The organism is Streptomyces sp. DSM 110735 (assembly GCF_016482685.1).
Classification (GTDB): domain Bacteria; phylum Actinomycetota; class Actinomycetes; order Streptomycetales; family Streptomycetaceae; genus Streptomyces.
This window is the reverse complement of record NZ_JACYHF010000005.1, coordinates 127,419-139,243: the sequence shown is the minus strand read 5'-3', so window position 1 is coordinate 139,243 and position 11,825 is coordinate 127,419. Positions and strand designations below refer to the sequence as shown.

11 protein-coding genes are annotated in these 11,825 nt (G+C 72.4%); 5 read left to right on the top strand and 6 right to left on the bottom strand.

Annotated elements, in window-relative coordinates; genetic code table 11:
- Positions 1–294: 294 nt before the first annotated feature.
- Entirely contained in the window at positions 295–1,542 is a 1,248-nt protein-coding gene (locus IF655_RS10725; RefSeq protein WP_199583908.1) for a HAMP domain-containing sensor histidine kinase, read from the bottom strand.
- A 6-nt stretch (positions 1,543–1,548) separates the two neighbouring features.
- On the bottom strand, positions 1,549–2,202 hold the full coding sequence (locus tag IF655_RS10720; protein ID WP_018547315.1) for a response regulator transcription factor: 654 nt from the start codon (positions 2,200–2,202) through the stop codon (positions 1,549–1,551).
- 416 nt (positions 2,203–2,618) lie between these two features.
- Between IF655_RS10720 and IF655_RS10715 the strand changes: the two genes are divergently transcribed.
- Positions 2,619–2,792, top strand: a complete 174-nt coding sequence (locus IF655_RS10715) for a hypothetical protein (protein WP_018547316.1) — start codon at positions 2,619–2,621, stop codon at positions 2,790–2,792.
- 67 nt (positions 2,793–2,859) lie between these two features.
- On the opposite strand, the gene IF655_RS10710 is transcribed toward IF655_RS10715, so the two are convergent.
- Positions 2,860–3,696, bottom strand: a complete 837-nt coding sequence (locus IF655_RS10710; protein ID WP_199583907.1) for an inositol monophosphatase family protein — start codon at positions 3,694–3,696, stop codon at positions 2,860–2,862.
- 8 nt (positions 3,697–3,704) lie between these two features.
- Positions 3,705–4,847 carry a ferrochelatase gene (locus tag IF655_RS10705; RefSeq protein WP_199583906.1) on the bottom strand — a complete coding sequence of 381 codons (1,143 nt, stop codon included), beginning with the start codon at positions 4,845–4,847 and terminating at the stop codon, positions 3,705–3,707.
- 233 nt (positions 4,848–5,080) lie between these two features.
- Here IF655_RS10705 and IF655_RS10700 point away from each other — a divergent pair, with 233 nt between their 5' ends.
- Positions 5,081–6,322, top strand: coding sequence for an MFS transporter (locus IF655_RS10700; protein ID WP_199584251.1), 1,242 nt, complete (start codon positions 5,081–5,083; stop codon positions 6,320–6,322).
- The gene (locus tag IF655_RS10695) at positions 6,282–7,601 is read left to right on the top strand and encodes a D-arabinono-1,4-lactone oxidase (RefSeq protein WP_199583905.1); all 1,320 of its coding nucleotides are present in this window, start codon (positions 6,282–6,284) and stop codon (positions 7,599–7,601) included. The genes IF655_RS10700 and IF655_RS10695 overlap by 41 nt, the downstream gene beginning before the upstream one ends.
- Here IF655_RS10695 and IF655_RS10690 read toward each other — a convergent pair.
- Entirely contained in the window at positions 7,525–8,280 is a 756-nt protein-coding gene (locus IF655_RS10690; RefSeq protein ID WP_199583904.1) for a hypothetical protein, read from the bottom strand. The two genes, IF655_RS10695 and IF655_RS10690, sit on opposite strands and share 77 nt — an antisense overlap.
- A 481-nt stretch (positions 8,281–8,761) precedes the next feature.
- Here IF655_RS10690 and sepH point away from each other — a divergent pair, with 481 nt between their 5' ends.
- Complete coding sequence (gene sepH, locus IF655_RS10685) at positions 8,762–9,799, top strand: septation protein SepH (RefSeq protein WP_199583903.1); 1,038 nt, start codon at positions 8,762–8,764, stop codon at positions 9,797–9,799.
- Positions 9,800–9,898: 99 nt separating this feature from the next.
- Here the strand turns inward: sepH and IF655_RS10680 are convergent, their stop codons facing one another.
- Positions 9,899–10,750, bottom strand: coding sequence for a sulfurtransferase (locus tag IF655_RS10680; protein ID WP_199583902.1), 852 nt, complete (start codon positions 10,748–10,750; stop codon positions 9,899–9,901).
- A 277-nt stretch (positions 10,751–11,027) separates the two neighbouring features.
- On the opposite strand from IF655_RS10680, the gene IF655_RS10675 reads away from it, so the two are divergent.
- The gene (locus IF655_RS10675) at positions 11,028–11,810 is read left to right on the top strand and encodes a VOC family protein (protein ID WP_199583901.1); all 783 of its coding nucleotides are present in this window, start codon (positions 11,028–11,030) and stop codon (positions 11,808–11,810) included.
- Positions 11,811–11,825 lie beyond the last annotated feature (15 nt).

Below are 11,825 nucleotides of genomic sequence, written 5' to 3'. Positions count from 1 at the left end.
AAGGTCTGTTACTCAATCGACACCCAACCCGATCCCTCAAGAGTGATCGGCTTGGATGGCGGTGAGGACCGTACACGGTTCGAATGCCGCACCTCAAAGGCGCCTCATCGTGTACTTCCCGTGATCAGGAGGGCTGAAAACCCGGACTTTCCCGGCTTTGTGGCCCACTTCTTGATCACGTTCAGTACATGGCCGGAAATCCACACATGTGATTGATCACACAGGGACAACCCCGGCACGGTGGTGGAAAATTCCGCGCGAAGCGAACAATCTCCGGGCGTGCCGGAGACCCGTTCACAGCGGCAGGGTGACGCGCATCACCAGACCCCCGCCCTCGCGCGGCCGGGCCACGATGTGCCCGCCGTGCGCCCGTGCCACGGAGCGGACGATGGACAGACCGAGTCCGACGCCCTTGTCGCTGCCCGTGCGCTCGGTGCGCAGCCGCCTGAACGGCTCGAAGAGGTTGTCGACCTCGTACGCCGGGACCACCGGACCGGTGTTGGAGACGGTCAGCACCGCCTGGTTGTGCTCGGTGTCGGTGGTGACCTCGACCCAGCCGTCCTCCGGGATGTTGTACCGCACCGCGTTCTGCACGAGGTTCAGCGCGATGCGCTCCAGGAGCACGCCGTTGCCGAGCACCACCGCGCGCTTGCGTTCGCCGCGCAGCTCGACGCCCTTGGCGTCCGCCTCGCCGCGCACCTGGTCGATGGCCTGCCCGGCGACCTCGGCGAGGTCCACGGGTCCGCGCTCGACGATCTGGTTGTCGCTGCGGGCGAGCAGCAGCAGACCCTCCACGAGCTGCTCGCTGCGTTCGTTGGTGGCGAGCAGGGTCTTGCCGAGCTGTTGCAGCTCCACGGGCGCGTTCGGGTCCGAGAGGTGGACCTCCAGGAGCGTGCGGTTGATCGCCAGCGGGGTGCGCAGTTCGTGGGAGGCGTTGCCGACGAAGCGCTGCTGGGCGGTGAAGGCGCGCTGCAGGCGCTCCAGCATGTCGTCGAAGGTGTCCGCCAGCTCCTTCAGCTCGTCGTCGGGTCCGTCCAGCTCGATCCGGCGGGACAGGTCGGACCCGGCGACCTGGCGCGCGGTCCGGGTGATCCGGCCGAGCGGGGACAGCACGCGGCCCGCCATGGCGTAGCCGAAGGCGAAGGCGATCACGGCGAGACCGAGCAGGGCGAGCAGCGAGCGGCTGAGCAGCTCGTCCAGGGCGACCTGGCGCTGGTGGTCGACGCACTGGCTGATCGCGTCGTTGAAGTCCTGGAGCGAGAGGCTGCTGGTGTTGATCGCCTGGCAGTTGTCGCTGGAGACCTTCAGCGCCTGGAAGCTGACGATCTTGAACAGCGGCTGGTTGCCGGAGCTGATCGCCTGCGCGGCCAGCAGGTAGATGATCGACAGCAGCAGGATGCCGGCGATCAGGAACATGCCGCCGTACAGCAGGGTCAGCCGTATGCGGATGGTCGGGCGCAGCCACGGGAAGGGCGGCTGGGGGCGGCGGGGGTCCCAGGTGGGCTTCGGGGGCGCCTGGGGCGGCGCGGGGGTGGCGGCCATGGCGGATCAGATCCGGTAGCCGGAGCCGGGCACGGTGACGATCACGGGAGGTTCGCCGAGTTTGCGGCGCAGCGTCATCACGGTCACCCGGACCACGTTGGTGAACGGGTCGGTGTTCTCGTCCCACGCCTTCTCCAGGAGCTGCTCGGCCGAGACGACCGCGCCCTCGCTGCGCATCAGCACCTCCAGGACGGCGAACTCCTTGGGCGCGAGCTGGACCTCGCGGCCGTCGCGGAAGACCTCGCGGCGGTTGGGGTCGAGCTTGATCCCGGCGCGCTCCAGGACCGGCGGCAGGGGCACGCTGGTGCGGCGGCCGAGCGCGCGGACGCGGGCGATCAGCTCGCTGAAGGCGAAGGGCTTGGGCAGATAGTCGTCGGCGCCGATCTCCAGACCCTCGACGCGGTCGCTGACGTCACCGGAGGCGGTGAGCATGAGCACGCGGGTGGCGATGCCCAGCTCCACGATCCGGCGGCAGACGTCGTCGCCGTGCACGAGGGGGAGGTCGCGGTCGAGGACGACCACGTCGTAGTCGTTGACGCCGATGCGCTCCAGGGCGGCCGCACCGTCGTACACGACGTCGACGGCCATGGCCTCCCGGCGCAGTCCGGTGGCCACCGCATCGGCGAGCAGTTGCTCGTCCTCGACGACGAGTACGCGCACGTCGCTTGTCCTTCCTCGTGTCCGCCCACGGCGCGCCGGGGCGCGGGCGGGCGGAGGTGTCCGTGGGATTGTGCCCTCCATCCTGCCCTTTTCGGCCATAAGTCGGAGGTAAGCCGAGGACGGTCGCCGCAGGTACGGCGGTCGGTGGGCGGGAAAGCGGGATTTTCTGCGGCGCCGGAGGTTTCCCGGACGAACGGTGCGGGGAGGACGGCTTTACACCCCGCGATCACGCTCCGCATGTGCCGAGGCACCATGCGGTCACTCCGCGATCAGCCTCGGCGGAGCGGGCGCGGGTGTCCGGCACCGCAGCCGCCCCGGCAGGGCTGTGCCGGGCACCCGCGGGCCACGTGATCGCCCCTTCCCGACCGGCACACCCCCGTGCCACCGACCCACGACCCAGGACGAGGGGGCGCAGCATGGACGCTTTCACCGCAGGACTTCTGCAGCGCATAAAGACGACCGAGTCCGACCTGTCGCGGGCTCGTGACGAGGGCGACGACTTCCTCGCCGAGGTGGAGCAGGGAGAGCTGGACGACCTGCGCCGTCTCGCGGCCGAGCACGGTGTGGAAGTCGCCGTGTCACAGCCCTGACCGACCCGGCAGTCGAGTGGGCCCCGGCGGATCTCTCCGCCGGGGCCCACTCACGTGGCGGTACCGCTCAGTCGTGCCAGGCGCCGAAGTCCTCCAGGAGGGGCTGGAGCGCCTCGAAGACGGCCGGGGTGGCCGCGAACGTCAGGGCGGGCGACTCGGGCTCTGCGGGGCGTCCACCGGTCACGGCGCCCGCCTCACGGGCGATGAGGGCACCGGCCGCGTAGTCCCAGGGGTTGAGCCCGCGCTCCCAGTAGCCGTCCAGCCGGCCCGCGGCCACGTCGCACAGCTCGATCGCCGCCGAGCCGCCGCGCCGGATATCCCGGACCAGCGGCAGCACCCGGGCGGCCACCTGGGCCTGGTGGGCGCGGACCTCGGTGACGTAGTTGAAGCCCGTCGCGACGAGCGCCTGGTCCAGCGGGGCGCCCGGGCGGCAGGCGAGCGCCCGCTCGCCCTCCCAGGCGCCGGTGGCGAAGGCGCCGCCGCCGCGCACCGCGTGGTACGTCTCGCCGCGCAGCGGGGCGGCGACGACGCCGACGACGGTCTCGCCGTCCCGCTCGGCGGCGATGGACACCGCCCAGGTCGGCAGCCCGTAGAGGTAGTTCACGGTGCCGTCGAGCGGGTCGATCACCCAGCGGACGCCGCTGGTGCCCTCCGAGGCGGCGCCCTCCTCGCCGAGGAAGCCGTCGTCGGGTCGGCGCTCGGAGATCAGGTCGGTGATCAGCTTCTCCGCCGCGATGTCCATCTCGGTGACGACGTCGATGGGGCTGGACTTGGTCCTGGCCACGGCGAGGTCGGCCGGGCGGCCGTCGCGCAGCAGCTCACCGGCGCGGCGGGCGGCGTCCAGGGCGAGGTCGAGCAGGTCGTCGAGCGAGTCGTCGAGCGGGGCGGACTGGGGGGTCGTCACGTGGCTCCTCACGCGTAGGGGCTGTCGGCACCGGCGGCGGCCGGGCGCGGGGCGCGGGCCGGGCAGCAGCCGACGGGGCACAGGTCGTGGCTCGCACCGAGGGAGCCGAGGGCGCACGGGGTGATCCGCTCGCCGCGCTCGGTGGCGGCGCGCTCCTCGATCAGCTCGCGCACGGCGGCGGCGAAGCGCGGGTCGGCGCCGACCGTGGCCGAGCGGCGCACCGGCAGACCCAGCTCCGCGGCCTTGGCCGTTGCCTCGGTGTCGAGGTCGTAGAGGACCTCCATGTGGTCGGAGACGAAGCCGATGGGCGCCATGACGACGGCGGGGACACCGGCCGCGTGCCGCTCCTCCAGGTGGTCGCAGATGTCCGGCTCCAGCCAGGGGATGTGCGGGGCGCCGGAGCGGGACTGGTAGACGAGCTGCCAGGGGTGGTCGGCACCGGTGCGCTCGCGGACCGCGTCCGCGATCAGCCCGGCGACCTCCAGGTGCTGGCGGACGTAGGCGCCGCCGTCCCCGTGGTCCTCGGCGAGGCCCGAGGTGTCGGCGGCCGTGAGCGGGATGGAGTGCGTGGTGAAGGCGATGTGGGCGCCGTCGCGGACCTCCTCGGGGAGGTCGGCGAGCGCGCGCAGCACGCCCTCGGTCATGGGCTCGACGAAGCCGGGGTGGTTGAAGTAGTGCCGCAGCTTGTCGACCTTGGGGGGCGTCAGTCCCTCCGCCTCCAGCGTGGCGAGCGCGTCGGCCAGGTTCTCGCGGTACTGGCGGCAGCCGGAGTACGACGCGTAGGCGCTGGTGGCGAGCACCAGGACGCGGCGGCGGCCGTCGGCGGTCATCTCGCGCAGGGTGTCGGTCAGATACGGCTGCCAGTTGCGGTTGCCCCAGTAGACCGGCAGGTCAAGACCGTGCTCGGCGAAGTCCTTGCGCAGGGCGTCGAGGAGGGCGCGGTTCTGCTCGTTGATCGGGCTGACGCCGCCGAACAGGAAGTAGTGCTGCCCGACCTCCTTGAGGCGTTCCTTCGGGATGCCACGCCCGCGCGTGACGTTCTCCAGGAACGGGACCACGTCGTCGGGACCCTCGGGGCCGCCGAAGGAGAGCAGGAGGAGGGCGTCGTAGGGACCGGCGTCCGGCGGGGGGACATCGAGCGCGTCTGGCATGTCTCCGATCCTGCCACCCGGCACCGACAGCCGGGAAAACGGCCCGGGTCCGCCGCCCCGTGTCCCGCGCTGACCTGGTGCGTTAGGGTTACCTAACTCGTAAGCTGTATGGGCGCCTTTCACGCCTTACTGCTGCGTGGCGCGACCGTCCGCGCCTCCCGCGGGACCGCCCCGTGGAACCACCCCGCGAGACCATCCCGCAGGACCGCCCGCACCGGACAACGGAGACCGCCGTGCCCAGCCCCTACCGCGCCCTGTTCGCCGAACCCGGCACCAAGGGCTTCGCCGTCGCCGGCTTCGTCGGCCGGATGCCGCTGTCCATGATGGGCATCGGCGTGATCACGATGATCTCGCAGCTCACCGGGCGCTACGGTCTCGCGGGCGCGCTCACGGCGACCATCGCGCTGTCCGCCGCCGTGCTCGGACCGCAGATATCGCGCCTGGTGGACCGGTACGGCCAGCGCAGGGTGCTGCGCCCGGCGACCCTGGTCGCGCTGGGCGCCGCCACCGGGCTGCTGCTGGCCGCGCACTTCCGGTGGCCGGACTGGACGCTGTTCGTGTTCTCCGCCGCGATCGGCTCGGTGCCCAGCCTCGGCGCGATGGTCCGGGCCCGCTGGGCGGCGCTGTACGGCGGAACCCCGAAACTGCACACGGCGTACTCGTTCGAGTCGGTCGTCGACGAGGTGTGCTTCATCGTCGGACCGATCGTCTCGGTGGGACTGTCCACCGCCTGGTTCCCGGAGGCGGGCCCGCTGCTGGCGGCCTGCTTCCTCGCCGTCGGCGTCTTCTGGCTGACCGCCCAGCGGGCCACCGAGCCGGTGCCCCACCCGCGCGACGAGAACCACGTGGGCGGCAGCGTGCTGCGCTCGAAGGGGCTCCAGGTGCTGGTGGCGGCGTTCGCGGCGACGGGCACGATCTTCGGCGCGGTGGACGTGGCGACCGTGGCCTTCGCCGAGGAGCGCGGGCACAAGGGCGCGGCCAGCGTCGTGCTCGCCGTGTACGCCGCCGGTTCCTGCACGGCCGGGCTGGTCTTCGGTCTGCTGCGGTTCGCCGGGCGGCCCGAGCGCCGGTGGGTGCTGGGCCTGGCGACGATGGCCGTGAGTATGATCCCCCTCCTACTGGTCGGGAACCTGCCGCTCCTGGCCGTGGCGCTGTTCGTCGCAGGGCTGTCCGTCGCACCGACGATGATCACGACGATGTCCCTCATCGAAGAGCACGTACCTCGCGCGAACCTCACCGAGGGCATGACCTGGGTGGGTACCGGCCTGGCGGTCGGTGTCGCGCTCGGCTCGTCCGCGGCCGGCTGGGTGATCGACGCCGCCGGAGCACGCGCCGGGTACGGGGTTCCGGCTGCCGCCGGAGCCGTCGCGGTCGCGGTCGGGTTCCTCGGGTACCGCCGGCTGAGCAGGCCGGCCGCGGGTCGGGGAGGCACCGTTGAGCAGCACGGCGAGCGGGAAGCACGGCACGTGGCGTAACTGGGGCGGCAATGTGACCGCCCGTCCGGCCCGGCAGGTGACTCCCGCCTCGGTGGCGGAGCTGGCGGCCGAGATACGCAAGGCGGCCGACGACGGTCTACGGGTCAAGGCGGTGGGCACCGGTCACTCGTTCACGTCCATAGCCGCGACCGACGGGGTGCAGATACGGCCCGAACTGCTCACCGGCATCCGGGAGATCGACCGTACGGCGATGACCGTCACGGTCGAGGCGGGCACCCCGCTCAAGCGGCTCAACGCGGCTCTGGCGCGCGAGGGACTGTCGCTGGCCAACATGGGCGACATCATGGAGCAGACCGTGGCCGGGGCGGTCAGCACCGGTACCCACGGCACGGGGCGCGAGTCGGGCTCGATCGCGGCGCAGATCACCGCGCTCGAACTGGTCACCGCCGACGGCTCGGTGCTCACCTGCTCGCGGGAGGAGAATCCCGAGGTCTTCGCGGCGGCCCGGATCGGGCTCGGCGCCCTCGGGATCGTCACGGCCGTCACCTTCGCCGTCGAGCCGCTGTTCCTGCTGCACGCGCGCGAGGAGCCGATGCCGTTGGACCGCGTGTTGGCGGAGTTCGACCAACTGTGGGCCGAGAACGAGCACTTCGAGTTCTACTGGTTCCCGCACACCGGCAGCACCAACACCAAGCGCAACAACCGCAGCGCGGGTCCGGCGCGTCCGGTGGGGCAGCCGGTCGGCTGGTTCGAGGACGAGTTCCTCTCCAACGGCGTCTTCCAGGTGGCCCAGTGGGTCGGCCGCGCGGCGCCCGCGAGCGTCCCGGCGATCGCCCGGATCTCCAGCAGGGCGCTGTCCGCGCGGTCGTACACCGACATCCCGTACAAGGTCTTCACCTCGCCGCGCCGGGTGCGGTTCGTGGAGATGGAGTACGCGGTGCCGCGCGCGGCGCTGGCCGAGACGCTGCGGGAGCTGAAGGCGGCGGTGGAGCGGTCGGGGCTGCGGGTCAGCTTCCCGGTCGAGGTGCGCACCGCCCCGGCCGACGACATCACGCTCTCCACCGCCTCGGGCCGGGACAGCGCGTACATCGCGGTGCACATGTACCGGGGCACGCCGTACCACGCCTACTTCAGCGCGGCCGAGCGGATCTTCACCGCGCACGAGGGGCGACCCCATTGGGGGAAGGTGCACACCCGTGACGCGGAGTACTTCGATCGGGTGTATCCGCGGTTCGGGGAATTCAGGGCGCTGCGGAACCGCCTGGATCCGGAACGGCTGTTCCAGAACGACTACTCCCGGCGGATTCTCGGGGAGTAGGGCTCGCCGTCGGCGCGTCGGCCGTGGGCGCCGGGGTGGTCGCCCCGGGGCTGGGCACGCTGTCCTGCTTCCGCTGCCGGTCCGGGCTCCCGCTCGGCTCGGGGGTGGCCGAACCCTTCGTGCCGCTGTCACCCGTGGGAGTGGTCTCGTCGGGGGACGTCGTCTCCGTCCCCGTGGACGGGGTCCAGGAGGGCGTGGGAGCCGGGGAGTTGTGGTGGGAGGAGTTCCGGCCGCCGACCGCGTCGCTGACCGTGGTGCCCTTTCCGCCGCTGAAGCTGTTGCCGGAGACGAGTTCGTAGACGGTGATACCGGCCATGGTCACGCCGAAGACGAGAGCCGCCGCGACGAGCGGGCGCTTCCAGCTCCTCACCCGCGCGCGGTAGACCGTTCCCGCGCCGAACTCCCCGGGTACGGCGACCGGTTGACCCGCCGCCTGGAGCCTGGGCCGACCGCTCACCTTGGCCTCGCGCAACTGCTCGCCGGTGCGCCGGAAGACCTGCTGGAAGAGGGAACCGCCGCAGGTGGCCACGACACTGACGACCCCCGCTCCGAGGATCGTGCCGTACACCCCGAAGTAGGAGGCCAGCTTGGCCGCCACGACGGCGGCGAGCGCGCTGCCCGCCACCTGGGGCACGCTCAGGTCGAACCGCTTGCGACCCGTCTCGGGCGTCTCACCCATACCCGGAACCTGCCTGCCTTTCCCATACCTGACCGGCCTTGACCGGCTCTGTGCACGAGAGAGGGACGTACGAGCGAAACCTTTAGTTCCGTTTCTGTCGATTGCGTGAAGTTCGCCACGTTGATGACCGATCAGACCGACTCGTACGCGGCCGAGACGCACCCCTCGCCGGAATTCCGGCGGCGCGTCAATCCACGCGAGTGGTCCGAATGGAGTACTGTTGCGAGCCCTGGGTCCGGTCTCCCACCAGGGTGTCCGGGGCCTCGCAGGACCGCCGGGAGGGGGCTAGTTGCACAGGGTGATGGAGTTCGTCACTTAGCGTTGCGAACAAGTAACCGTGCCATAACGGCGAACTCGGGCCCGAGCCCGACACGCCGGGCAACTCGGCAAGGTTGTGGCAGGCTGCACCCGGGCAGGCCACACTCGACTAGCGGAAGCAGCGACGCACGTGACGTCGGCAGGCACCACCCGGGAGGTCCCCATGCCCGAACTGCGTGTCGTGGCCGTCTCGAATGACGGCACACGGCTGGTGCTCAAGGCTGCCGACGCGACGGAGTACACCCTTCCGATCGACGAGCGGCTGCGCGCCGCCGTGCGCGGCGACCGCCCCCGGCTCGGCCAGATCGAGATCGAGGTGGAGAGCCACCTCCGCCCCCGGGACATCCAGGCGCGGATACGAGCAGGCGCCACCGCGGAAGAGGTCGCCCAGCTCGCCGGCATCCCCGTCGACCGGGTCCGGCGCTTCGAGGGTCCCGTGCTCGCCGAGCGCGCCTTCATGGCCGAGCGCGCCCGCAAGACCTCCGTCCGCCGCCCCGGCGAGAACTCCGGTCCGCCCCTCGGCGAGGCCGTCCAGGAACGGCTGTTGCTGCGCGGCGCCGAGAAGGACACCGTGCAGTGGGACTCCTGGCGCCGCGACGACGGCACCTGGGAGGTGCTGCTCGTCTACCGGGTCGCCGGGGAGACGCACACCGCGAGCTGGACCTACGACCCGCCGCGCCGCCTGGTCCAGGCGGTGGACGACGAGGCGCGCTCGCTGATCGGGGAGTCCGACGACCTCGCCTCGGCGGAGCCGAGCTTCCCGTTCGTGCCGCGCATCGCCCGGCTGCCGCGCGACCGCACGATGGACCGCGCCCTGGAGCGCAGCGACCGGCCGAGCCTGCCCGCGCAGGCGTCGGAGCCCGACGAGGAGTCCACCGCCGGTGAACGGGACTCGCTGACCAGCCTGTTGGAGGCGGTGCCGAGCTTCCGGGGCGACCTCGTGGTGCCGGAGCGGCCGTCCGAGACCGACGAGGAGCCCCCCGAGGAGCCCGAGGCGGAGGAGCCCCCGGCGCCCGCCGCGTCGGCCGGTTCCGCCTACGCGGACGTGCTCATGCCCCGCTCGGTCGGCAGCCACCGCGACCGGCTCGTGGGCGCGACCGACCGCCAGGCCGAGGCGGACGGGGTGCGCCCCGGACGCCGGGCAGCCGTGCCGAGCTGGGACGAGATCGTCTTCGGTACGCGGCGCAAGAAGCAGGAGTAGCGGCGAGAGCAAACAGGTCGTACGACCGTTTGTGCGAATTGCCGTGCGGCGGGGGCGTGTTCGGCGCCCCCGCTTCGGCATGCTCGTTCTCTCGTGTGCTTACCGGGGGTCGGGTCCCACCGCGACCGGTCGGGTCGGATCGGCGGACCACTCCGACCACGAACCGACGTACAGCTCCGCCGGGATGCCCGCGACCGCGAGGGCCAGCACCTCGTGCGCGCCCGAGACGCCCGAGCCGCAGTAGACGCCCACGCGGGCTTCGTCGGAGACGCCCAGCGCCTTGAAGCGGTCGCGCAGGTCGGCGGCGGGCAGGAAGCGCCCGTCGGGACCCACGTTCTCCGTCGTCGGCGCCGACAGCGCGCCCGGGATGTGGCCGCCGACCCGGTCGATGGGCTCGACCTCGCCGCGGTACCGCTCCCCCGCCCGCGCGTCCAGCAGGACTCCGGTGCCCGCGAGTTCGGCGGCGGCGTCCGCGTCCAGGACGCCGGTCGCGGCGGGAGACGGCTCGAAGTCGCCCTCCTCAGGGGCGGGTTGGTCGGTGGACAGCGGACCGTCCCAGGCCGTCAACCCGCCGTCGAGGACCCTCACGTCCGGGTGACCCGTCCAGCGCAGCAGCCACCAGGCGCGCGCGGCAGCCCACCCCTGGCCGCCGTCGTAGACGACGACGGGCCGGTCGGCGGACACGCCCGCACGGCGCATGGCCGCGCCGAACACCTCCAGGTCGGGCAGCGGATGGCGGCCGTTCTCGCCGGGCGTGGCGGCCAGTTCGTGGTCCAGGTCGACGAAGACCGCGCCGGGAAGGTGCCCGGCCGCGTACTCGGCCCGCCCGTCGAAGGCGGGCGCCCCCGCCGCCTTGGCCGCGGAGAGCTGCCAGCGGACGTCCAGCAGCACGGGAGGTGCCTGCCCGGACAGCTCCTGGGCCAGCTCGGATGGGGAAATGATGACTGTCATGGGGTCCATCCATACGCCAGGGGTAGCCCCGGCGTCCAGGTACGGCTACTCTGCTCGGCCGGACGGACACGATCACGGGGCGTACGCGACCGGGCACGCATCGTGCGCCGGGCGCGTGCGCGGGAGGACGGTCTTTCTCCCCTACGGGACACCGCGCGCGTACGCGACACCCGGCACCGGTTCCGCCCTGGCGTGCGCCCCCTTCGGGTGACGCGCGCCCCTTCCGGGTGAGCGAACGCGACACGGCTCCCGTGCGGGGCCGGAGGGAGAGTGGCGGATGACCCAGGCACGGCAGGCGGCGGTTCCCCGGGCGTCGCGCGCGCCCGGCGCACCCTGGCGGGTGAGCCTGCTGACACACCGGCCGGCCGCCGCCGAGGAGTTCTACGGGGCGCTGTTCGGCTGGGAGTTCGCGCCCGGCCCCGGCCGCCGGACCCGGGCGCTGCTGGACGGGCAGGAGGTGGCGGGTATCGGCCAATCACCGCCGGACCGGCAGCTTCCGGCCGCCTGGACGCCGTTCTTCGCCTCCCGTGACGTGGACCTGGCGGCCGGTCAGGTCCGCCTGTGCGGCGGCACGGTGGCCGTCGGTCCGCTCGACAGCCCCGGCAACGGTCGCACGGCGGTCGCGGCGGACCCCTCCGGCGCGGTCTTCGGTCTCGACGAGAGCCCGGGCCCCGCCGCTCCGCTCACCGACGGCGACCGACACGGACTGCCGGTCTGGAACGAGCTGATCACCTACGAGACCGCACGCGTCGTCAAGTTCTACGAGACGGTGTGCGGCTACGACCAGGCGCCGACCGCACCCGGTCCCGACCACGTGACCCTGCGCGGCGACGGCCGCCCGGTCGCCGGACTGCGCGGCGCGGGCCGCGCCGTACCCCGCGACCGGGGTGCCCACTGGCTCACCCACTTCCGCGTCACGGACGTCGACCGGACCCTCGTCCAGGTGACGTCCCTCGGCGGCCACGTCCTGCAACCGCCCCACCAGGAGGCGTCCGGCCGAGCGGCGACGGTGACGGACCCGGAGGGGGCGGTCTTCGCGGTGCTCCAGGCGCCCGCCTGACGCCGGATGCCGGGC

What these genes read in the sequence shown, in the direction of transcription:
- IF655_RS10725 (WP_199583908.1), bottom strand. Translation starts at nt 1,542, where the DNA reads ATGGCCGCCACCCCCGCGCCGCCCCAGGCGCCCCCGAAGCCCACCTGG.
- IF655_RS10715 (WP_018547316.1), top strand. Translation starts at nt 2,619, where the DNA reads ATGGACGCTTTCACCGCAGGACTTCTGCAGCGCATAAAGACGACCGAG.
- IF655_RS10705 (WP_199583906.1), bottom strand. Translation starts at nt 4,847, where the DNA reads ATGCCAGACGCGCTCGATGTCCCCCCGCCGGACGCCGGTCCCTACGAC.
- IF655_RS10690 (WP_199583904.1), bottom strand. Translation starts at nt 8,280, where the DNA reads ATGGGTGAGACGCCCGAGACGGGTCGCAAGCGGTTCGACCTGAGCGTG.
- sepH (WP_199583903.1), top strand. Translation starts at nt 8,762, where the DNA reads ATGCCCGAACTGCGTGTCGTGGCCGTCTCGAATGACGGCACACGGCTG.
- IF655_RS10680 (WP_199583902.1), bottom strand. Translation starts at nt 10,750, where the DNA reads ATGACAGTCATCATTTCCCCATCCGAGCTGGCCCAGGAGCTGTCCGGG.
- IF655_RS10675 (WP_199583901.1), top strand. Translation starts at nt 11,028, where the DNA reads ATGACCCAGGCACGGCAGGCGGCGGTTCCCCGGGCGTCGCGCGCGCCC.